This is a genomic window from Kitasatospora sp. NPDC028961 (genome assembly GCF_055564815.1).
On record NZ_JBVHVO010000007.1, the window covers coordinates 265,373 to 284,057 of the forward strand.

Below are 18,685 nucleotides of genomic sequence, written 5' to 3' on the forward strand. Positions count from 1 at the left end.
CACATGACCAGTCCCAACCCCGCGGCCAAGAGCAAGCTGGCGCAGCGGTTCGACGGCGAGAAGATCGTGCTCGCCCTCGCAGCGCCGGTGCTCGCCGTGCTGCTCTCCGTCGCGATCTGTTCGGTGCTCCTGGCGACCTCGGGCAAGAACCCGTTCGACGCCTGGAACGTGATGATCACGTACGCCACCAAGTCGGACGGCCAGGTGGCCATCCTCAACCGGTCCACCACGTACTACCTGGCCGCCGCGGCCGCCGCCTTCGGCTTCCGGATGAACCTCTTCAACATCGGTGTCGAGGGCCAGTACAAGGTCGCGGCGCTGTTCGCGGCGTTCGTCGGCAGCCGGCTCGACCTGCCGTCGTTCATCCAGATCCCGCTGCTGCTGATCACCGCCATGCTGGTCGGTGGCCTGTACGCGAGCATCGCCGGTCTGCTGAAGGTCTTCCGCGGCGTCAGCGAGGTCATCTCGACCATCATGCTGAACGCCATCGCGGTGGCGATCGTCGGTCTGCTGCTCGTCCCCGGCATCTTCGCGCCGGAGAAGAGCTCGACCAGCAACTCCATCCAGACCAGCCCGGTCTCGGAGTCCAGCCACTTCTTCGCGATCAACACCGACGGCGGGCCGCTCTACGGCTTCCTCTTCATCGCGATCCTGGTCGGCGTGGCCTTCCAGTTCACCCTGACCCGCACCCGCTTCGGCTTCGACCTGCGCGCCACCGGCCGCTCCGAGACCGCCGCGACCGCCTCCGGCGTGAACGTCAAGCGCATGGTCGTCACCTCGATGGTGGTCTCCGGTGCGCTGGCCGGCCTGATCGGCATGCCCGAGCTGCTGCAGAACTCGTACAACTTCGGTCAGAGCTTCCAGGGCGGCCTCGGCTTCCTCGGCATCTCGGTCGCCCTGCTCGGCCGCAACAGCCCGATCGGCATGGCCTTCGCCGCGCTGCTGTTCGCCTTCCTGGACGCCACCGGCTCGCAGCTGCCCCTCCAGGGCGGCTTCCCGTTCGAGATCGTCCCGGTCATGCAGGGCACCATCGTCATCTGCGTCGTCGTCGCCTACGAGCTGGTGCGGCGCTACGGCCTCAAGCGCCAGCAGCAGAAGGTCGGCGCCGAGCTCGCGGCCCAGGCTGCCGCCAACGAGAAGAAGGAGGTGTCCGCATGAGCACGGCCACCGCTGCCCGCGCGAAGGCGCCGGGCGCTCCCGCCAAGAAGCGCAAGTTGTCCTGGCCGGTGGTGCTGCTGCTGATCGCGGGCGCCCTGGTCCTCTTCTCCGCCGTGGGCATGGCCACCGGCAACCACTCGCTGACCTCCTCCGGCCAGGTCACCGCCGCGCTCAGCGCCGCCGTGCCGATCGGCATGGCCGGTCTGGGCGGTCTCTGGTCCGAGCGGGCCGGCGTGGTCAACATCGGCCTCGAAGGCATGATGGTCGCCGGCACCTTCTGCGGCGCCTGGGGCGGCTACCTGGTCAACCCCTGGTTCGGCCTGGTGGCCGGCATGCTCGGCGGTGCGCTCGGCGGTCTGCTGCACGCCGTCATCACGGTGACCTTCGGCGTCGACCACATCGTCTCCGGTGTCGGCGTCAACCTGCTGATCCCCGGCATCTGCGCGTACGTCAACCGGATCTACTACAAGGACTACATCTCCGTCGGCGCCGGGGCGAACCAGTCCCCGCCGGCCGATCCGCTGCCGTACATCACCATCCCCGGGCTCTCCTCCGGGCTGAAGGACATCGAGACCCACCACTGGTTCCTGGTGTCCGACGTCGCGGGCGTGCTCGGCGGTCTGGTCACCAACATCTCGGTGGTCGTGCTGCTGGCCGGCGCGCTGATCGTGGTCAGCTACTTCGCCCTCTGGCGCACGGTGTTCGGCCTGCGCCTGCGCTCCTGCGGCGAGAACCCGACGGCGGCGGAGTCGCTGGGCGTCAACGTCTACAAGTACAAGTACCTCGCGGTCATCACCTCCGGCGCCTTCGCGGGCCTCGGCGGCGCGTACCTCTCGCTGGTCGCGGCGCACTTCTACAAGGACGGCCAGACCAACGGCCGAGGCTTCATCGGCCTCGCGGCGATGATCTTCGGCAACTGGATGCCGGGCGGCCTCGCCATGGGCGCCGGTCTGTTCGGCTTCACCGACAGCCTCCAGCTGCGTGACCCGGAGTCGGTGCACGTGCTGATCCTGGTGGTCGCCATCGCGATGTTCCTGCTGGCGCTCTGGAACCTGTACCGCCGCAAGATCCCGGCCGCGCTGATCACCTTCGTGGTGGCCGGCGGCCTGGCGGTCTGGTACGCCACCACCGAGGAGGTGCAGCGTCCGCTGATCGTGGCGACGCCGTACGTGATCACCCTGGTGGTGCTCTCGCTGGCCTCGCAGCGGCTGCGGCCGCCGAAGGCCGACGGCCAGATCTACCGCAAGGGCCAGGGCAAGTGACGGCCCCCGCGGCGGCGGTCGACTGGGAGGCACTGCGGGCGGCGGCGCGCGAGGCGATGACCCACGCCTACGCCCCGTACAGCAGGTTCCCGGTCGGCGCGGCCGCGCTGGTGGACGACGGTCGGGTGGTCACCGGCTGCAACGTGGAGAACGCCTCGTACGGACTCGCGCTGTGCGCCGAGTGCGGCCTGGTCTCCATGCTCCACGCGACCGGTGGCGGCCGGCTGACCGCGTTCACCTGTGTGGACGGCAGCGGCGGTCTGCTGATGCCGTGCGGCCGCTGCCGCCAGCTGCTGTACGAGCACGGCGGGCCCGATCTGCTGGTCGAGCTGCCGTCCGGCGTGAAGCCGATGAGCGAGGTCCTGCCCGACGCGTTCGGGCCGGAGCGGCTCTAGTCTTTGTTTCTGTTACGCGCGTAGAGTGTCGCGAGTGGGGCCGCAATCCGGCCAGCTCGCGACACTCTTCGCATTTTGAACCCCTCTTGGAGCAGCCATGGACGCCATCTCCGTCATCAGGACCAAGCGCGACCGCGGAGAGCTGAGCGACGCTCAGATCGACTGGGTCATCGACGCCTACACCCGCGGCGACGTCGCCGACGAGCAGATGTCCGCCCTCGCCATGGCGATCCTGCTGAACGGCATGAACCCGCGCGAGATCAGCCGCTGGACCGACGCGATGATCCGCTCCGGCGTCCGGATGGACTTCTCCTCCCTCGCGCAGCCCACCAGCGACAAGCACTCCACCGGTGGCGTCGGCGACAAGATCACCCTGCCGCTCGCCCCGCTGGTCGCCGCCTGCGGCGCCGCCGTCCCGCAGCTCTCCGGCCGCGGCCTCGGCCACACCGGCGGCACCCTGGACAAGCTGGAGTCGATCCCCGGCTGGCGCGCCCTGCTCTCCAACGACGAGATGATGAAGGTGCTGCACGACGCCGGCGCCGTCATCTGCGCCGCCGGTGACGGTCTGGCCCCCGCCGACAAGAAGCTGTACGCGCTGCGCGACGTCACCGGCACCGTCGAGGCCATCCCGCTGATCGCCTCCTCGATCATGTCCAAGAAGATCGCCGAGGGCACCGGCGCCCTCGTCCTGGACGTGAAGGTCGGCTCCGGCGCCTTCATGAAGAACCTGGACAACGCCCGCGAGCTGGCCCGCACCATGGTCGGCCTGGGCACCGCGGCCGGCGTCAACACCGTCGCGCTGCTGACCGACATGTCGACCCCGCTCGGCCTCACCGCCGGCAACGCGCTGGAGGTCCGCGAGTCGGTCGAGGTGCTGGCCGGCGGCGGCCCGGCCGACGTCGTCGAGCTCACCCTGGCGCTGGCCCGCGAGATGCTCGCCGCGGCCGGCGTGCACGGCAAGGACCCGGCCGACGCGCTGCGCGACGGCTCCGCGATGGACCACTGGCGCCGCATGATCTCCGCCCAGGGCGGCGACGTCGACGCCCCGCTGCCGGTCGCCCGCGAGCAGCACGTCATCCCGGCCCCGGCCTCGGGCGTGCTCACCGCGCTGGACGCCTACGCGGTGGGCGTCTGCGCCTGGCGCCTGGGCGCCGGCCGGGCCCGCAAGGAGGACCCGGTGCAGGCCGGCGCCGGCGTCGAGATGCACGCCAAGCCCGGTGACACCGTGGTGGCCGGCCAGCCGCTGCTGACCCTGCACACCGACACCCCCGAGCGCTACGAGTACGCGATCGAGGCGCTGGCCGGCGGCATCGAGGTCGCCCCGGCGGGCACCGCGTTCACCCCGAACCCGATCGTGCTGGACCGCATCGCGTGACCCGCCGTCCTGCGCACGTGCGGCCGCTCAGGCGTACGTGCGCAGGACGCCGGTGTCCAGCGTCCACGGGCCGACGGTGACGGTGTCGCCGAAGGCGAACTCCCTGCGGGACGGGTAGCCGGGCCCGTCGTGGACGATCCCGGTGCCCTTGCGGGGGTCGACCAGCAGGTGGAGCGGGATGCCCATGTTTATCGGCGACCGCGGACGCCCGGACGGCGGTCAGCCGGCTGCCGTGAGGGCGATCTTCAGGAACTCCTCGGGGGCTTCGTGGATCACGTCGTGGCCGACCGGGAGGGTGTGCACGGTCCAGGCCGGGTCGTCGCGCAGGCGGTCGAAGGTCTCCAGCAGCGGGCTGTCCTCGAAGCGCTCGGCGTGGATGTAGACCCGGCGGGTGACGGCGTCGGCCGCGCCGGTGAGGGCGATCGGCTGGAGGAGGCTGGCCACCGGGTGGACGGTGGCGCGCGGGTCGAGGGCGGGGTTCGAGCCGACCACGGTGACACCGCCGCCCGTCGCGGCGCCGGCCAGGTAGCGCTGCTTCCAGACCTCGTTGACGATCCGGTAGGCCGACTCGCCGTCGCGGGGGACGAAGGCGTCCGCGTACACCAGCGCCCCGACCCGCTCCGGCACCCGGTCGGCGACCCCGGAGAGGACCATCCCGCCGTAGCTGTGCCCGACCAGCACCACGTCGGTGAGCCGCTCCGCCTCCAGCAGCCCGACCACGTCCTGGACGTGGGTGTCCAGGTCGACCACCGCGTTGTTCAGGTGCCCGCGCTCGGAGACCCCGGTCAGCGTCACCGGGTACACCTCGTGCCCGGCGGCGCGGAGCCCCTCGGTGAGCGGCCGGTACCACCAGGCGCCGTGCAGCATGCCGGGGACGAGTACGTAGGTGGCCATGGCGTCTTCTTCCTCTGGTCCATCGGTCGACGGTCGAACGGGCTGGGCGACGAGAGGAGGCTACGGCGGATACCCGACACCCTGTGTCAGGTATCCGCCGGGGAGAAGCCGATCGTCAGCGCCCCACCGGGACGGCCGCACGGCGGGTGGTGTGGGCGCGGCGGGTGGCGTAGAGGGTGACGCCGGCGGCGAGGGTCATCGCGGTGAGGCCGACGGCGGCCGCGCCGGGCCAGCCGGTGGAGTGGTAGGCGTCGGCGCCGATGGTGCCGCCGAGGCTGTTGCCCAGGTAGTAGGCGATCAGGTACAGCGCGGAGGCCTGGGCGCGGCCCTCGGTGGCGGTGCGGCCGACGGCGGAGGACGCGGTGGCGTGGCCGGCGAAGAAGCCGGCGGTGATCAGCACCAGGCCGAGCAGCGCGCAGAGCAGCGAGTCGGCGAGCGAGAGCAGCAGGCCGGCGGTGGTCACGCCGATCGCCACGTACAGCGCGCCGCGTCGGCCGAGGCGGCCGGAGAGCCGTCCGGCGGCGGCCGAGGTGCCGGTGCCGACCAGGTAGACGACGAAGATCGAGGCCGCCACCGACTCCGGCAGGTGGAAGGGCGCGGAGATCAGGCGGTAGCCGACGGTGTTGTAGACCGCGCCGAACACCGCCATGAAGAGCAGCCCGAGCGCGTACAGCCGGACCAGCAGCGGGTTGCCCAGGTGGCGGCCGACGGTGCGGGCCAGCGCGCGGGCGTCCACCGGGGCGGGTGTGAAGTGGCGGGCGGGCGGGATCAGCAGCCGGAAGGCGAGCGCGGCCAGCAGCGCGAGGGCGGCGGAGGCGGCCAGGCCCCAGCGCCAGCCGAAGCCGGCGGCCGTCCAGCCGGAGATCAGCCGCCCGCCCATGCCGCCGATGCTGTTGCCCGCCACGTACAGCCCCATCGCGGAGGCCAGTGCGCTGGGGTGGATCTCCTCGGCGAGGTACGCCATCGCGGTGGCGGGGAGCCCGGCGAGGGCGGCGCCCTGGAGGACGCGCAGCACGACCAGGGTGGTGAGGTCCGGCGCGAAGGGCAGGGCCAGGGCGAGCGCGGAGGCGGCGAGCACGGAGGCCGTCATCACCGCGGTGCGTCCGTACCGGTCGGAGAGGGCGCTGGCCGGGAGCAGGGCGAGGGCGAGGCCGAGGGTGGCGGCGGAGGCCGTCCAGCTGGCCTGGCCGGGGGTGAGGTCGAGGTCGGCCGAGAGGACCGGCAGCAGGCCCTGGGTGGAGTAGAGGAGGACGAACGTCGCGATGCCGGCGGCGAAGAGGGCCAGGTTGGCGCGGCGGAAGGCGCGCTGCCCGGGGCGGTGGCGGGCGTCGTCGGTGGCGAGCGGGGACGGCTTGGTGAGGGCATCCGGCACGGTCGCGGACGCCCCGGTACTGGCGGGCTGCATGTCGTCGACGTTAGGACCGGCCGCTCTGATGCGTCCAATGCATGAATGGGGGAGAATCGATGCGCAGGGGTATGAGTGCAGGTCGAAGCGGTGAGGATGGCGCGGGAGTGGCGGAGAGCACGGACGAGGCCGATCGCCCGCACCGGCCGGCGGAGCTGGGGCCGGAGTTGCCGGCCGTCCAACTCGCGCCCCGGCTCGCGCAGTTCGCGGCGGTGGCCCGGCTGGAGCACATGACGCAGGCGGCCGCGCTGCTGGGTGTGCCGCAGCCGACGCTGTCTCGGGCGGTGGCCCGGCTGGAGGCCGAGCTGGGCGTGGACCTGCTGGCCCGTCAGGGCCGCACCGTCCGGCTGACCAGGGCCGGCCGGCTGCTGCTGGTCTCGGTGGAGCGGGCGCTGGCCGAGGTCGAACGCGGTGCGGAGGCGGCCCGGGCGGAGGCGGACCCGGCGGCCGGGCGGGTGGTCTTCGGCTTCCTGCACACCATGGGGACGGACGCGGTGCCGGCGCTGCTGCGCGGGTTCCGGGCGGCGCACCCGCAGGTGCGGTTCCAGCTGGTGCAGGACTACGTCGGCGCGATGCTGGAGCGGCTGCTGGCCGGCGAGCTGGACCTCTGCCTGGTCTCGCCGGTGCCGGACCACCCGGCGCTGGTGGCCCGGCCGCTGGACGAGCAGCGGCTGCACCTGGCGGTGCCGGCCGACCACCGGCTGGCCGGGCGGCGCCGGATCCGGCTGGCCGAGGTGGCCCGGGACCCGTTCGTCGGGCTGGAGCGCGGCTACGGGCTGCGCGCGATCACCGACGGCTTCTGCGCCGAGGCCGGGTTCGTGCCGCGGCTCGCCTTCGAGGGCGAGGACGCCGAGACGCTGCGCGGCCTGGTCGCGGCCGGGCTCGGGGTGGCGCTGCTGCCGCCCGCGCTGGTGCCCCGGCCGGGGGTGGTCGAGCTGGAGGTGACGGCGCCGCGCACCCGGCGGGCGATCGGCCTGGCCTGGGCGGCGGGCCGGCCGCCGACCCCGCCGGTGGCGGCGTTCCGCGACTTCGTGCTGGCCCGCCGGGGGCGGCTGCTGCAGCACGACTGACCCGGCGCGCCGCGCGCCCGGACGCCGCGCTCGGCCCTTCGGAGGAATTCCCGGTGCACATTGGCCGAACCGGCCGCGCGGGTGTGGCCTGTCTACGCGCGTAGGAGCTACACTCCCGCAATGGAGAACCAGACCCCTGTCACCACCGCGGGCACCGGCCCCCGGATCCCCACCCCCGACCAGATCGCCCGCGCCCCGAAGGTGCTCCTGCACGACCACCTCGACGGCGGGCTGCGGCCCGAGACCATCGTCGAGCTGGCCGCCGCGGTCGGCTACGAGGGCCTCCCCACCACCGACCCGAAGGAACTCGGCGAGTGGTTCCGCGAGGCCGCCGACTCCGGCTCGCTGGTCCGCTACCTGGAGACCTTCGCGCACACCTGTGCCGTGATGCAGACCCGCGAGGCCCTGATCAAGGTCGCCGCGGACTGCGCCGAGGACCTGGCCGCCGACGGCGTCGTGTACGCCGAGGTCCGCTACGCCCCCGAGCAGCACCTGGAGGCCGGCCTCACCCTCGACGAGGTCGTCGACGCCGTCAACGAGGGCTTCCGCCTCGGCGAGGCGAACGCCCGCGCGGCCGGTCACCGGATCCGCGTCGGCACCCTGATCACCGCGATGCGGCACGCGGCCCGCTCCTCGGAGATCGCCGAGCTGGCCAACCGCCACCGCGACCGCGGCGTGGTCGGCTTCGACATCGCCGGTGCCGAGGCGGGGTACCCCCCCACCCGCCACCAGGCCGCCTTCGACTACCTCAAGGGCGAGAACAACCACTTCACCATCCACGCGGGCGAGGCCTTCGGCCTGCCGTCGATCTGGGAGGCCCTGCAGTGCTGCGGCGCCGACCGGCTCGGCCACGGCGTGCGGATCGTCGACGACATCACGGTGAACGAGGACGGCAGCGTCGAGCTGGGCCGGCTGGCCGCGTACGTGCGCGACAAGCGCGTCCCGCTGGAGATGTGCCCGACCTCCAACCTGCAGACGGCGGCCGCCACGTCGTACGCCGAGCACCCGATCGGGCTGCTGAGCCGGCTGAAGTTCCGGGTCACGGTCAACACCGACAACCGGCTGATGAGCGGCACCAGCATGAGCCGCGAGTTCGGGCACCTGGTGGAGGCGTTCGGCTACACGCTGGGCGACATGGAGTGGTTCACCGTGAACGCGATGAAGTCGGCGTTCCTGCCGTTCGACGAGCGGCTGGCGATGATCAACGACGTGATCAAGCCGGGCTACGCCGAGCTCAAGGCGGAGTGGCTGTTCAGCGCGACCTCCTGAGGCGGTGCGATCGGTCGGATGAACGCCCTGGTCACCCCTGGGTGTTGGCGTTCATCTGACTACCCACTCGTGTGGGTTAACGGCCTTTGGTCCCCGTGCGATCCGATCACTACGGTGTGGCAGTCAACGCCGACCGGCGGAGGTGGCGGAACCCGCTGCCCCGCCGTGAATGTCGGCCACCGACGAGGATCCAAGGGGACGAACATGAAGCAGGCCACTCTCAAGGCCGCCGGCACCGCCGTGCTCGGGCTCGCCATCGCGGCGGTCGGCGCCGGCAGCGCGTCCGCCGACCCGGTCGCCGCGGGTGGCCTCGGGCTTCCCACCGGCGCCGTGACCAACCCCGCCGTGACCGGTGCGGTCACCGACACCGCGAGCAAGCTGCCCGGCGGTGACAAGGTCGCCGGCACCCTCGGCACCCTGGCCCCGAGCGCCGGCCAGGCGGTGGCCCCGGCCGCGGACGCCGCCCCCCGCGCCGGCGTGCCGAGCATCCCGGGCCTCGGCAGCACCCCGGTCGGTGGCCTGACCCAGGCCCTCCCGCTGCCCGGCCTCGGCGGCTGACGCTCCCGCCACGGCCGACGGGCCGCCCGCACCCCGGTGATCCCGGGGCGCGGGCGGCCCGTTTCGGCGTTCGGACCCAGGTGCGTGGGTGCGTGAGGGTGCGTGGGTGCTGGGCGCCAGAGGCGTAGGGGGCGTGGGGGCGCCGGGGCTCACGACTCCTGGGGGAGGAGCAGCCAGAGCGCCAGGTAGATCAGGAACTGCGGGCCGGGGAGCAGGCAGGACGCGAGGAAGATGATCCGGACGGTCCACGGGGTCAGGCCGAAGCGCTCGGCGATCCCGGCGCAGACGCCGGCGATGACGCGGTTGTGGCGGGGGCGGGCGAGGCGGCTCATGGCGGTCTCCGTGTTCCTGGCGCCCGGTCCGGGCTCTCCGGAGGGCGTGCTTCCATCCTCCGCCGCCTCCGCCCCCGGATCCTCAGCCTCGGCGGCGATCCCGACCCTGGCCTTTGTCCCCGGTGAGGAGGACCCGACCTCGGGGTTTGTCTCGGGGGTGCCCCGGAGGTTCGCCTGCGCAGGAGTGGGAAGTCGGGCGGGCCGACCTCCGGTGCGGGTGGCCGGGGGCGGCCCCCGTGGAGGCGACGGCTGAGTCCGGAGTTGACGGCCGATCATCTCCGGTGCACTATTCCACTAGTTAACTAGTGGAAAGGTGGATGTCATCGTCGAGTACCTCATCGACCGTCGCGGCGGCCTCTCGCCGTATCTGCAGATCATCGAGCAGACGAAGCGGGCACTGCGGCTCGGAGTGCTCCAACCCGGTGACCAACTCCCCACCGCCCGCGAGGTGGTGGAGGCGACGGCGATCAATCCGAACACCGTGCTCAAGGCCTACCGCGAGCTCGAACGCGAGGGCCTGGTCGAGAGCCGGAGGGGAGTCGGGACCTTCGTCCGGAAGTCCCTCGCCAAACCGCCGACCGTCGAGGACTCGGCCCTGCGCGTCGACCTCGCCGACTGGATCGGCCGGGCGCGGGACGCGGGCCTGGAACGCGAGGACGTCGCCGCTCTCGTCGACACCGCCCTCGACCGCGCCTACCCCACCAGCACCGAGGCCCCCGAGGAGTCCGGGTGAACCACCCCGCAGCAGAGCACCGACCCACCGAGGACGTCCCCGCCCTGGAGGCGACCGGCCTCGGTCTGAAGTACCGATCGCGCTGGGCCCTTCGTGGCTGCGAACTCCGGCTTCCGGCCGGCCGCGTCTGCGCGCTCGTCGGCCCGAACGGCGCCGGCAAGAGCACCCTGATGGCGCTCGCCGCCGGACTCCTCGCGCCGACCGAGGGAACGGTCGCGGTGTTCGGGACCGGACCGGGCGGGGCCGCCGCCCTGCGGCGCACCGCCTACCTGCGGCAGGACAAGCCGCTCTACCCGCGGTTCACCGTCGCGGAGACCCTGCGCGCCGGCCGGGAGCTCAACCCGGGCTGGGATCAGGAGATCGCGGAGCGGATCGTCCGGCTGGGCGACCTCCCGCAGAACGCCAGGGTGGGCACGCTCACCGCCGGCCAGCGCACCCGGGTCGCCCTCGCGCTCGTCCTCGGCAAGCGCCCCGACCTGCTGATGCTCGACGAGCCGCTCGCCGACGTCGACCCGGTGGCCCGCCAGGAGCTCACCGGAATCCTGATGGCCGAGGCGGCGGAGCACGGGACGACCATCCTCATCTCCTCGCACGTCCTCGCCGAGCTGGACGGCGTCTGCGACCACGTCACCGTGCTGCGCGACGGGCGGATCCGGCTCAGCGGTGACGTCGACGACCTGCTGGACGACCACCGCCTGGTGGTCGGCGCCACCGAGGGCACCGACGGCACCCCGGCCGAGCTGGCGCGCCACGAGATCGTCGAGCTGCGCCGCACCGGCCGCCAGGCGACCGCGCTGCTCAGGCCGCACGGAGAGATCGACCCGCGCTGGGACGTCAGCCGGCCGAACCTGGAGGAGATTCTGATCGCCTATCTGCGTACCGCCGCCCCACAGGGCCGGCCCCCGGTCGGCGCGCACACCGCCGGGCGCGAGGAGGTGGCGGCCCGATGAGCACCGCCGACCTCGCCACCATGCCGCGGAGCCGCCCGTCCGGGCGTCGCCTGCTGAGCGGCACCACCTGGCTGGGCCTGCGCCAGGACCGCACGCCGCTCCTGATCGCCGGCTCCGTCCTGGTGCTGCTCTGCGGCTGGATGGTCTACCTGCACAGCCGGATCGCCGACCAGATAGTCGAATGGCGCCTCCAGGGCTGCAACGTCGTCTACTTCCCGGCGGAGTGCGAGGGCAGTCAGGCGATCGCGCTGGACGGGCACTGGGGCGTCGCCGTGATGATCACCGGCTGGCTGCTGGTGATCCTGCCGGTCGCGTTCGGCGTCTTCTACGCGGCGCCCTTGCTGGCGAGGGAGTTCGAGACCGGGACGTACGCGCTGGCCTGGACGCAGTCCGTGTCGCGGCAGCGCTGGCTGGCGGCCCGGCTGGGCGTGCCGCTGCTGCTGACCCTGGTGGGGTCGAGCCTGCTCGCGGTCGTCTCGACCCGGTTCGTCCACCAGGTCGAGGGGCGGTTCTCCCTCCCCGGCCTGTACCACTGGTTCAGCTGGATGAGCCGCAGTGCCTCCGGGCCGTCGCTGGTCGCGTCCTGCCTGCTCTCCGTCGCGCTCGGGGCCGCCGTCGGACTGGTGGTGCGGCGGGTGGTGGCCTCGATCGTGGTCACGGCGGTGCTGACCGTCGCCGTACGGTTCGCGGTGGACTCCGGGCGGTACCTGCTGACGCCGGCGCGGGAGGCGTTGGCGAGCATCCGGATGGCCTCGCCCGATGCGGTCGACCGGATGTCCGTGGTCCAGAGCGGTCGGGTGTCGACGTCCTCGCCGCTGGAATCGCACATCGTGGAGAACGGTCTCCTGACGCGTGACGGCCTGCGGATCCCGACCGACAGCGACTGGATCGGCACCCTGCCGGACGGGACGGCCGTCTGCCCCACCGATGCCTGCAAGGCCCACTACGACGTCATCGACCGGGCCTACACGCTCTACCACCCGCCGGCCGACGAGTGGATGATGCACTGGACGCAGACCGGGCTGAGCCTGCTGGCCACGGCGGCGCTGCTGGTCTTCTGCGCGCTGTGGGTGCGTCGCGTGCGCTGAGCCGGCGTGGGGTGCGGTTGTCGGGCAGGGCCTCCCTCGTGGGGCCCTGCCTTCCGTTTGCCCGGATGAGGTGGCAACTCTGCAATGGAGTGGAAAGTCGGACGGGCCGACTTCCTGCGTGTGGGGGGCGCGGCGGCTGGGGCGGCAGCCGCCGGGCGGGGTGGGTCAGCGGGGCAGCCGCTCGCGTTCGGAGTGGTCCTCGGTGCGCCGGTTCACGCTCAGCGCGGTGATCACGCCGAGTACGACAGTGAGGAGCGCGAGGGCGAGGAGGAGCACGAAGGCGGTGGCGACGAGGAAGTCGGCGGTGCCGCCGGCCCTCACCGCCGGACGCCGATGACGCGGCGGCCGAGACGGGCGGCGAGTGCGTGGAGCAGTTCGTCGGCCTGGTCGCGGGTGAGCGGGAGGGCGAGGTGCTCGCCGGGGCCGGCGTTGACGTCGAGGTCGACGGCGACGCGGAGTTGGAGCGCGGCGTCGGGAACGGTCTCCACGGCGAGGTAGGCGACGGTGGTGCGCTCGGTGTGGATCGCCTGGGTGAGGAGCGGGATCAGGACGCCCACGGGTCACCCCGTTCGGCGGCGCTCGCGGCGGCGCGCAGGAGGCCGAGGAGGTTGAGGAGGGTGGCGACGGGGGCGTTGCCGAAGCCGATGAGGACGCGACCGTCGACGCTGCCGTTGGTGGCGGCCGAGCCCCAGGCGATGCCGAACGGGCGCCCGCGCTCGTGGAGTTCGGCGAGCAGAGCGGTGACCTCGGGTTCGGTGTAGTCACGCATCCGGGGGTCGTCCGGTGCGAGGGGGGCGTGGTGGGTCATGCGGCGGCGTCCAGCTCGAACCAGACGACCTTGCCGTCCTTGCGGGCGTCGGCGCCGAAGCGGTGGGTGAGGGAGCGGACCAAGTGGATGCCGCGGCCCGAGAGTTCGTAGGGGTCGGCGGAGGCGCGCTGCTCGGGGAGGGTGGGGCTGTCGTCGGCGACCGAGACCCGGAGGGTGCGGTTCGCGAGGACGACGACCACGAGGGGCGCCTGACTGCCCGCGTGGCGCCAGGCGTTGACGAAGAGCTCGTGGAGGGCGAGTTCGGCGTCGGCGATGGGGTCCGGCGGCCACCCGGAGGAGGCGAGGGCCGCACGCAGTTCGTGCCGGGCGGCGGACCAGTCGGGAGGGTTGAGGGTACGCACGAAGAACCTCCGGGAGAGGAGAAGGAGTTCGCGACGGAGGCGAGACCGTGAGCCAGGCTGTGACGGCTGCTCTGCGGCGCCCGGACAGGGCATTACTGACGCTCCGCCGTGTGATCGGTGCAACACTGAGAGTAGGGGGATCGATGGCAGACTTGCAAGCCATTCGTCGGGTCTCAGGGTTGCGTCACTCCTTGGTGGCGTCGTAGGTGAGTTGTGCGCGAGACTGCGCAGACAGGGAAGGACAGCCGTGGGATACAAGGGGCCGATCAGCCAGCGGCAGCGCCGATTCGGCGAAGAGCTGCAACGGCTGCGCATGGCAGCAGGGTTGTCGGCAGCGGAGGCCGGAGCGCTGGTGGGGATGGGCGGCCCGGCGGTGAGCCACACCGAGGCCGGTCGGATCACCCTGAACGCGGAGCGACTCGAAGTCTGGCTCGACGCCTACGGCTGCACCGATGTCGCGTACAGGTCCACGCTTGCGGAGATGGGCCGGAGCACGGGCAAGGGCTGGTGGAGCGAGTACGAGGGCAAGGTGCCTCCGCTCGCTCTGGACCTGGCGGAGGCCGAGGACCGGTCCGTGCGACTGGCCAACTACGAGATGCTCTACATTCCGGGGCCACTTCAACTTCAGGCGTATGCCGAGGCGATCTTCGGAGGTCCCTACGGTGACGGGAAGTGGAGCAATGCGGACGCGGTCCAGTTCCGAATGGACCGCCAACGAGTCCTTGAGGAGGACAGGGAGTTCCACTTCGTCATTCATGAGGCCGCACTGCGAATGCGCTTCCCCGGCGATGCAGTCATGAGGGCCCAGTTGCTTCATGTGCTCGACATGGCAGAGCGCCCGAACATCACCGTGCAGGTGATGCCGTTCACGGCGGCTGAGAAGCCGCCGAGTCCCAACTCGTTCCTGTTTTGCGAGCCTGCCTCTATCGACCTTTCCACGATCATCGTTGATGCCCCTGGTCGTGCCGAGCATTATGGTGATCCGGAGAGCATCGCGGCCTACCGCCAGATGTTCGATCAGTTGAGGGATCTGGCCCTTCCTGCTGTCAGCACGGCCGAGCCTCGGCGTGGGGCGGCCTTCCGTGACTCCTGGGGCCTCCTCCACCACCTTCTCTACCTGATCCAAGTCTGAAAGGCCTGTGATGTCAGAAGTCCTGTGGCAGAAGTCGTCATTCAGCGGAGGAGACGCCTCGAACAACTGCCTCGAACTGGCCACCGGCACCGGCGACCTGCGTCACCTGCGCGAGTCGGACGACCCCGATGTCGTCGTCACGACCGATGTGGCCAAGCTCCGGGCGTTCATCCTCGGGGTCAAGGCCGGCGAGTTCGACCACCTGCTCTGAGGAGTGCAGAGGTGGGAATGGCCGCCCTGCCCGATCCAAGCGGGGACAGCTCGGACGAGGGAGCTGGCAGCTGCCCTGGCCGGGTAGACCGTAGGACGTTGACGCTGCGCGGCAAGCCTGCTGGTGCCATGTATACGAGTGGGCCTGCCCGACCATCCTGTCGTGTTGGTCTAACGGAGTCTGAAAGGCCTGTGATGTCCGAAATCGCCTGGCAGAAGTCGTCGTTCAGTGGCGGGGACGCGGGCAATTCATGCCTCGAACTGGCCCCCGGCGCCGGCGACCTGCGTCATCTGCGCGAGTCGGACGAGCCCGATGTCGTCGTCACGACCGATGTGGCCAAGCTCCGGGCGTTCATCCTCGGGGTCAAGGCCGGCGAGTTCGATCACCTGCTCTGAGGAGTGCAGAGGGAGATAGCCATGCTGCCTGGTGTGAGTGAGAACAGCTCGGGTGTGGGGCGCCGGTGAGCGCACGCGCGACCATTCTATTGGTGGTCCGATACGGCTCACTCGCTCAGCACGTTCGCTGCCCGATCCAAGTCTGAAAGGTGTGAGATGTCAGAAGTCCGCTGGCAGAGATCCTCTTACAGCGAAGGGGAAGGCTCCAACAACTGCCTCGAACTGGCCACCGGCACCGGCGACCTGCGCCACCTGCGCGAGTCGGACGAGCCCGATGTCGTCGTCACGACCGACGTGGCCAAGCTCCGGGCGTTCATCCTCGGGGTCAAGGCCGGCGAGTTCGACCACTTCATCTGAGTAGCGAGCGCCGCGATCGCCCAGTTACCGGTGCGCCCCTGCGCCGTCCCTGCGCCTCCGGGCGCCGGGGCGGCTCTTCTTGACCGGGTCGGGACCCCGGGAGAAGGCTGGCGGCGGAACATCGCCTGCTGATGCTTCGGGGGGAACCGTGAAACCACCGGCACGTGAGGCACTGGCCGCGGCCCGGCACTCGGCCGTGCACCTGGAGATGCGCGACAGCTACATGCGGGACGATCCGGCCTTCCTCGCCTGGCAGCGCGGGCACCGGACGGATCACGCCTACCGGGCGTCCTGGTGGGGGTCCTGGCACGAGGTGGTCAGCGCGGCGGTCGCCCGGGGCGTGGTGGTCCGACGGGCCCGCGTCGTCTCCGAACCGATCAGCGACTACATCCGCTACGAGTACGACGAGACGTTCGCCAACCGTGCCGCCGGGGAGCTGGTCCGCTGGCTGCCCAGGCGCCAGACCCGTGACCTCGCCATGCCGGGGCCCGACTTCTGGGTCTTCGACGACGAGACGGTGCTCTTTCACCACTTCACCGGTGACGGCCAACTCGACACCGACGGCCGCGAGTACGTGACCGATCCCGATCTGGCGAAACTGTGCGGATCGGCCTTCGAATCCGTCTGGCAGCGAGCCGTCCCCCACGAGGACTACCACCCGCGTTGAGAGGCCGCCATGCCTGTATCCGCATCGTCGAGTGTCCAGCAGGCCCGCCGGGATATCGCCGACCGCCTCAGTGGGATTCGGCGCGAAGCGGGGCTCGCCGGACGTGAACTCGCCCGGCTCTGTGGCTGGCATTCGTCCAAGATCTCCAGGATCGAGAATGCCCAGGCGGTGCCTTCGCCCGAGGATGTGCTGCTCTGGTGCCGGGCGTGCGAGGCCGAAGACCAATCGCAGGACCTCATTGCCTCGTTGCGCGCTGTCGAGGACTTGTTCGTCGAATGGCGTCACATCGAGCGCGACGGGTTGAAGCGCGCGCAGGAGTCCGTCCTACCGCGCTACGAGCGCACGCGCCGCTTCCGGGCGTATTCGTCGTGGCTGGTGACCGGATTGCTCCAGACGCGGGCCTACACCGACGCGGTGCTGCGGGCCGTGCAGCGGCGCCGGGTCGTGGTGGACGATGTGGACGCCGCCGTGGAAGTCCGGATGGAGCGGCAGCGGATCCTCCGCGAAGGTGGCCGGCGGTTCGCCGTTCTCCTGGAGGAGTCCGTCCTGCGGTCGGGCCCCGGTAGCCGGGATGTTCAGCGCGAACAACTGGCGCACCTGCTGACCGTGGGCGCGCTGCCCCATGTCAGTCTCGGCATCGTCCCGATGGGGCCGGGCCGCTCCCGGATGCCGGTCGAGGGCTTCTGGATCTACGACACCGCCCAGGTCAACGTGGAACTGGTCTCCGGCTACCTCACCATCACCCAGCCCAGCGAGATCGCCCTCTACGCCCAGGCCTTCGCCGAGCTGGCCGACCAGGCCCTCCACGGTGAGCAGGCCCGGGCCCTGATCGGTGCGGCGATGGAGGCGCTGGTGTGACGGGCGGGGAATCTGCGCCAGCAGATTCCCCGCCCGTGAATGCTGCTCTCGCTCGCCGCCGTCCGCCGGGTGGGTGCCCGGCGGACGGCGTGGGGGTGTGAGCCGGTCAGCCGGCCGGGGGAGCCTGCGGGGCCGGCGGCTGGGCGACCGGGGCCGTCTGCGGGGCCGGGGCGGGCTGGGCGTAGGGGTTCTGCGCCGCGTTCGGGTTGTACTGGGCGTTCGGGTCGTACGGGGCCTGGTAGGCCGCCGGCTGCGGGACCGCCGGGGCGTTGCTGCGGGCGACCAGGGCCTTCACGGCGTTGGCGATCAGCAGCACGGGGAGGATGAACGCCTGGAAGAACATCCGGTACTCACCGCCCTCGAAGACGAACGCGAGGTAGTACGCGTAGCCGGCGAACGCGATGCCGGCGATCACGTTGATGACCCGCCAGCCGCCGCTCAGGCCGCCGCCGATGTTGACGGCGCCGAGCACGACCATGGCGATGCCGCTGATGGCCAGCAGCACGACGTACCAGGAGAAAAGCGGGTCAACGGTGAAGTCGAGATTCACGGAGTCAATTCCTGTGGGAGGTGAGAGAAAGAAATCCTTGGGGACGAGTGGGCACAGTACTGGACCCCGCGGACAATCGCCGCCACGTTTTCGTCACGAACTCGTATACCGGCGGCGCCCCCACCCGTGGTTGGGTGGGTGAATGACTGACTATGTGGTTCTTCGGGTCTTTTGCGGTCCCGACGGTGGCCACGGGAACCCGCTCGGCGTGGTCCGCGACGGCGCCGCCGTTCCCGGTGCGGCCGACCGGCTGGCCGTCGCCCGGCAGCTCGGTTTCAGCGAGACCGTCTTCGTCGACGACGCCGAGCGCGGTGTGATCGACATCTACACGCCGAGCCTTCGCCTGCCCTTCGCCGGGCACCCCTGCGTCGGTGCGGCCTGGCTGCTGGGCGTGGACCGGCTGGTGACCGCCGCCGGCGCCGTCGGGGTGCGCCGCGACGGCGAGTTCACCCGGATCGAGGGCCGCGCCGCCTGGGCGCCGGGCCGCACGCTGAGGCGGTACGGGTCCGCCGCCGAGGTGGACGCGCTGGACGTCCCGCCGCCGGGGGAGTGGATCTACGCCTGGGCCTGGCAGGACGAGCGGGCGGGTACGGTACGGGCGCGCGCCTTCCCCGGCCGGGGTGACGGGATCGACGAGGACGAGGCCACGGGCGCCGCCGCGATCCTGCTCACGGCCGAGCTCGAGCGCGACCTGACCATCACTCAAGGCGTCGGCTCCCAGCTCGTCACCGGCGTCCGGCCCGGCGGCCTGATCGAGGTCGGCGGCCGGGTGCGGCGAGCGGCGTGACAGCCGTCACCCGGCGTTCGTCCCGGCGACCGATACTCCTTCACGAATGGTCCACACGTTCGGATATGA

Annotated in this window: 26 protein-coding genes; 17 read left to right on the top strand and 9 right to left on the bottom strand. The window is 71.5% G+C overall.

Annotated features, from left to right (window positions below):
- Positions 1 to 3: 3 nt before the first annotated feature.
- From ACZ4UX_RS16680 to ACZ4UX_RS16695, 4 genes are all read left to right on the top strand, one after another.
- Complete coding sequence (locus ACZ4UX_RS16680) at positions 4 to 1,158, top strand: ABC transporter permease (RefSeq protein WP_359803563.1); 1,155 nt, start codon at positions 4 to 6, stop codon at positions 1,156 to 1,158.
- Positions 1,155 to 2,420 (top strand): ABC transporter permease, encoded by a 1,266-nt coding sequence (locus ACZ4UX_RS16685; RefSeq protein WP_352291250.1) that lies wholly within the window; start codon positions 1,155 to 1,157, stop codon positions 2,418 to 2,420. The genes ACZ4UX_RS16680 and ACZ4UX_RS16685 overlap by 4 nt, the downstream gene beginning before the upstream one ends.
- Positions 2,417 to 2,815 (top strand): cytidine deaminase, encoded by a 399-nt coding sequence (locus tag ACZ4UX_RS16690; RefSeq protein ID WP_329488014.1) that lies wholly within the window; start codon positions 2,417 to 2,419, stop codon positions 2,813 to 2,815. Before ACZ4UX_RS16685 ends, ACZ4UX_RS16690 begins: the two co-directional genes overlap by 4 nt.
- Before the next feature lie 97 nt (positions 2,816 to 2,912).
- A complete protein-coding gene (locus ACZ4UX_RS16695) occupies positions 2,913 to 4,190 on the top strand; it encodes a thymidine phosphorylase (RefSeq protein WP_329488013.1) in 1,278 nt (425 codons plus the stop codon).
- A gap of 27 nt (positions 4,191 to 4,217) precedes the next feature.
- Here the strand turns inward: ACZ4UX_RS16695 and ACZ4UX_RS16700 are convergent, their stop codons facing one another.
- The 3 genes from ACZ4UX_RS16700 to ACZ4UX_RS16710 form a co-directional block, all read right to left on the bottom strand.
- Positions 4,218 to 4,376, bottom strand: coding sequence for a hypothetical protein (locus ACZ4UX_RS16700; RefSeq protein WP_465707177.1), 159 nt, complete (start codon positions 4,374 to 4,376; stop codon positions 4,218 to 4,220).
- A gap of 33 nt (positions 4,377 to 4,409) precedes the next feature.
- Positions 4,410 to 5,084 carry an alpha/beta fold hydrolase gene (locus tag ACZ4UX_RS16705; RefSeq protein ID WP_465707178.1) on the bottom strand — a complete coding sequence of 225 codons (675 nt, stop codon included), beginning with the start codon at positions 5,082 to 5,084 and terminating at the stop codon, positions 4,410 to 4,412.
- 115 nt (positions 5,085 to 5,199) lie between these two features.
- Positions 5,200 to 6,489: an MFS transporter gene (locus ACZ4UX_RS16710; protein WP_329488010.1), complete on the bottom strand. Its 1,290-nt coding sequence runs from the start codon at positions 6,487 to 6,489 to the stop codon at positions 5,200 to 5,202.
- A 107-nt stretch (positions 6,490 to 6,596) separates the two neighbouring features.
- On the opposite strand from ACZ4UX_RS16710, the gene ACZ4UX_RS16715 reads away from it, so the two are divergent.
- The 3 genes from ACZ4UX_RS16715 (at position 6,597) to ACZ4UX_RS16725 (ending at position 9,386) form a co-directional block, all read left to right on the top strand.
- Positions 6,597 to 7,559, top strand: coding sequence for a LysR family transcriptional regulator (locus tag ACZ4UX_RS16715; RefSeq protein ID WP_465707179.1), 963 nt, complete (start codon positions 6,597 to 6,599; stop codon positions 7,557 to 7,559).
- Positions 7,560 to 7,679: 120 nt separating this feature from the next.
- Entirely contained in the window at positions 7,680 to 8,828 is a 1,149-nt protein-coding gene (locus tag ACZ4UX_RS16720) for an adenosine deaminase (RefSeq protein WP_329488009.1), read from the top strand.
- Positions 8,829 to 9,032: 204 nt separating this feature from the next.
- Entirely contained in the window at positions 9,033 to 9,386 is a 354-nt protein-coding gene (locus ACZ4UX_RS16725; protein ID WP_465707180.1) for an ATP-binding protein, read from the top strand.
- Between the two features lie 149 nt (positions 9,387 to 9,535).
- On the opposite strand, the gene ACZ4UX_RS16730 is transcribed toward ACZ4UX_RS16725, so the two are convergent.
- Positions 9,536 to 9,718 (bottom strand): PspC domain-containing protein, encoded by a 183-nt coding sequence (locus ACZ4UX_RS16730; protein WP_465707181.1) that lies wholly within the window; start codon positions 9,716 to 9,718, stop codon positions 9,536 to 9,538.
- 322 nt (positions 9,719 to 10,040) lie between these two features.
- Here ACZ4UX_RS16730 and ACZ4UX_RS16735 point away from each other — a divergent pair, with 322 nt between their 5' ends.
- From ACZ4UX_RS16735 to ACZ4UX_RS16745, 3 genes are read left to right on the top strand one after another with little or no spacing between them, the layout of a single operon-like run.
- On the top strand, positions 10,041 to 10,451 hold the full coding sequence (locus tag ACZ4UX_RS16735; RefSeq protein WP_465707227.1) for a GntR family transcriptional regulator: 411 nt from the start codon (positions 10,041 to 10,043) through the stop codon (positions 10,449 to 10,451).
- Entirely contained in the window at positions 10,448 to 11,401 is a 954-nt protein-coding gene (locus tag ACZ4UX_RS16740) for an ABC transporter ATP-binding protein (protein ID WP_465707182.1), read from the top strand. The genes ACZ4UX_RS16735 and ACZ4UX_RS16740 overlap by 4 nt, the downstream gene beginning before the upstream one ends.
- Positions 11,398 to 12,489, top strand: a complete 1,092-nt coding sequence (locus tag ACZ4UX_RS16745) for a hypothetical protein (protein ID WP_465707183.1) — start codon at positions 11,398 to 11,400, stop codon at positions 12,487 to 12,489. The genes ACZ4UX_RS16740 and ACZ4UX_RS16745 overlap by 4 nt, the downstream gene beginning before the upstream one ends.
- A gap of 165 nt (positions 12,490 to 12,654) precedes the next feature.
- On the opposite strand, the gene ACZ4UX_RS16750 is transcribed toward ACZ4UX_RS16745, so the two are convergent.
- From ACZ4UX_RS16750 to ACZ4UX_RS16765, 4 genes are read right to left on the bottom strand one after another with little or no spacing between them, the layout of a single operon-like run.
- A complete protein-coding gene (locus ACZ4UX_RS16750) occupies positions 12,655 to 12,810 on the bottom strand; it encodes a hypothetical protein (RefSeq protein ID WP_465707184.1) in 156 nt (51 codons plus the stop codon).
- The gene (locus tag ACZ4UX_RS16755; RefSeq protein ID WP_465707185.1) at positions 12,807 to 13,046 is read right to left on the bottom strand and encodes a hypothetical protein; all 240 of its coding nucleotides are present in this window, start codon (positions 13,044 to 13,046) and stop codon (positions 12,807 to 12,809) included. The genes ACZ4UX_RS16750 and ACZ4UX_RS16755 overlap by 4 nt, the downstream gene beginning before the upstream one ends.
- Entirely contained in the window at positions 13,034 to 13,297 is a 264-nt protein-coding gene (locus ACZ4UX_RS16760; RefSeq protein ID WP_465707186.1) for a hypothetical protein, read from the bottom strand. The genes ACZ4UX_RS16755 and ACZ4UX_RS16760 overlap by 13 nt, the downstream gene beginning before the upstream one ends.
- Entirely contained in the window at positions 13,294 to 13,659 is a 366-nt protein-coding gene (locus ACZ4UX_RS16765; RefSeq protein ID WP_465707187.1) for an ATP-binding protein, read from the bottom strand. Before ACZ4UX_RS16765 ends, ACZ4UX_RS16760 begins: the two co-directional genes overlap by 4 nt.
- A gap of 247 nt (positions 13,660 to 13,906) precedes the next feature.
- Between ACZ4UX_RS16765 and ACZ4UX_RS16770 the strand changes: the two genes are divergently transcribed.
- The 6 genes from ACZ4UX_RS16770 to ACZ4UX_RS16795 all read left to right on the top strand — a co-directional run bounded on the left by ACZ4UX_RS16770 (position 13,907) and on the right by ACZ4UX_RS16795 (position 17,279).
- Positions 13,907 to 14,791 (top strand): helix-turn-helix domain-containing protein, encoded by an 885-nt coding sequence (locus tag ACZ4UX_RS16770; protein ID WP_465707188.1) that lies wholly within the window; start codon positions 13,907 to 13,909, stop codon positions 14,789 to 14,791.
- Between the two features lie 10 nt (positions 14,792 to 14,801).
- Complete coding sequence (locus tag ACZ4UX_RS16775) at positions 14,802 to 15,002, top strand: DUF397 domain-containing protein (RefSeq protein ID WP_465707189.1); 201 nt, start codon at positions 14,802 to 14,804, stop codon at positions 15,000 to 15,002.
- A 194-nt stretch (positions 15,003 to 15,196) separates the two neighbouring features.
- A complete protein-coding gene (locus ACZ4UX_RS16780) occupies positions 15,197 to 15,397 on the top strand; it encodes a DUF397 domain-containing protein (protein WP_465707190.1) in 201 nt (66 codons plus the stop codon).
- Positions 15,398 to 15,553: 156 nt separating this feature from the next.
- Entirely contained in the window at positions 15,554 to 15,754 is a 201-nt protein-coding gene (locus tag ACZ4UX_RS16785; RefSeq protein ID WP_465707191.1) for a DUF397 domain-containing protein, read from the top strand.
- A gap of 148 nt (positions 15,755 to 15,902) precedes the next feature.
- Complete coding sequence (locus ACZ4UX_RS16790; RefSeq protein WP_465707192.1) at positions 15,903 to 16,421, top strand: DUF6879 family protein; 519 nt, start codon at positions 15,903 to 15,905, stop codon at positions 16,419 to 16,421.
- Positions 16,422 to 16,430: 9 nt separating this feature from the next.
- Positions 16,431 to 17,279 carry a helix-turn-helix domain-containing protein gene (locus ACZ4UX_RS16795; protein ID WP_465707193.1) on the top strand — a complete coding sequence of 283 codons (849 nt, stop codon included), beginning with the start codon at positions 16,431 to 16,433 and terminating at the stop codon, positions 17,277 to 17,279.
- A gap of 106 nt (positions 17,280 to 17,385) precedes the next feature.
- On the opposite strand, the gene ACZ4UX_RS16800 is transcribed toward ACZ4UX_RS16795, so the two are convergent.
- Positions 17,386 to 17,829 (bottom strand): hypothetical protein, encoded by a 444-nt coding sequence (locus ACZ4UX_RS16800; protein WP_465707194.1) that lies wholly within the window; start codon positions 17,827 to 17,829, stop codon positions 17,386 to 17,388.
- Positions 17,830 to 17,971: 142 nt separating this feature from the next.
- On the opposite strand from ACZ4UX_RS16800, the gene ACZ4UX_RS16805 reads away from it, so the two are divergent.
- A complete protein-coding gene (locus ACZ4UX_RS16805; RefSeq protein ID WP_465707195.1) occupies positions 17,972 to 18,616 on the top strand; it encodes a PhzF family phenazine biosynthesis protein in 645 nt (214 codons plus the stop codon).
- Positions 18,617 to 18,685: the final 69 nt, after the last annotated feature.

What these genes read in the sequence shown, in the direction of transcription:
- ACZ4UX_RS16805 (WP_465707195.1), top strand. Translation starts at nt 17,972, where the DNA reads ATGACTGACTATGTGGTTCTTCGGGTCTTTTGCGGTCCCGACGGTGGC.
- ACZ4UX_RS16780 (WP_465707190.1), top strand. Translation starts at nt 15,197, where the DNA reads ATGTCCGAAATCGCCTGGCAGAAGTCGTCGTTCAGTGGCGGGGACGCG.
- ACZ4UX_RS16795 (WP_465707193.1), top strand. Translation starts at nt 16,431, where the DNA reads ATGCCTGTATCCGCATCGTCGAGTGTCCAGCAGGCCCGCCGGGATATC.
- ACZ4UX_RS16785 (WP_465707191.1), top strand. Translation starts at nt 15,554, where the DNA reads ATGTCAGAAGTCCGCTGGCAGAGATCCTCTTACAGCGAAGGGGAAGGC.
- ACZ4UX_RS16695 (WP_329488013.1), top strand. Translation starts at nt 2,913, where the DNA reads ATGGACGCCATCTCCGTCATCAGGACCAAGCGCGACCGCGGAGAGCTG.
- ACZ4UX_RS16700 (WP_465707177.1), bottom strand. Translation starts at nt 4,376, where the DNA reads ATGGGCATCCCGCTCCACCTGCTGGTCGACCCCCGCAAGGGCACCGGG.
- ACZ4UX_RS16745 (WP_465707183.1), top strand. Translation starts at nt 11,398, where the DNA reads ATGAGCACCGCCGACCTCGCCACCATGCCGCGGAGCCGCCCGTCCGGG.
- ACZ4UX_RS16725 (WP_465707180.1), top strand. Translation starts at nt 9,033, where the DNA reads ATGAAGCAGGCCACTCTCAAGGCCGCCGGCACCGCCGTGCTCGGGCTC.
- ACZ4UX_RS16760 (WP_465707186.1), bottom strand. Translation starts at nt 13,297, where the DNA reads ATGACCCACCACGCCCCCCTCGCACCGGACGACCCCCGGATGCGTGAC.
- ACZ4UX_RS16705 (WP_465707178.1), bottom strand. Translation starts at nt 5,084, where the DNA reads ATGGCCACCTACGTACTCGTCCCCGGCATGCTGCACGGCGCCTGGTGG.
- ACZ4UX_RS16730 (WP_465707181.1), bottom strand. Translation starts at nt 9,718, where the DNA reads ATGAGCCGCCTCGCCCGCCCCCGCCACAACCGCGTCATCGCCGGCGTC.
- ACZ4UX_RS16685 (WP_352291250.1), top strand. Translation starts at nt 1,155, where the DNA reads ATGAGCACGGCCACCGCTGCCCGCGCGAAGGCGCCGGGCGCTCCCGCC.
- ACZ4UX_RS16720 (WP_329488009.1), top strand. Translation starts at nt 7,680, where the DNA reads ATGGAGAACCAGACCCCTGTCACCACCGCGGGCACCGGCCCCCGGATC.
- ACZ4UX_RS16775 (WP_465707189.1), top strand. Translation starts at nt 14,802, where the DNA reads ATGTCAGAAGTCCTGTGGCAGAAGTCGTCATTCAGCGGAGGAGACGCC.
- ACZ4UX_RS16710 (WP_329488010.1), bottom strand. Translation starts at nt 6,489, where the DNA reads ATGCAGCCCGCCAGTACCGGGGCGTCCGCGACCGTGCCGGATGCCCTC.
- ACZ4UX_RS16680 (WP_359803563.1), top strand. Translation starts at nt 4, where the DNA reads ATGACCAGTCCCAACCCCGCGGCCAAGAGCAAGCTGGCGCAGCGGTTC.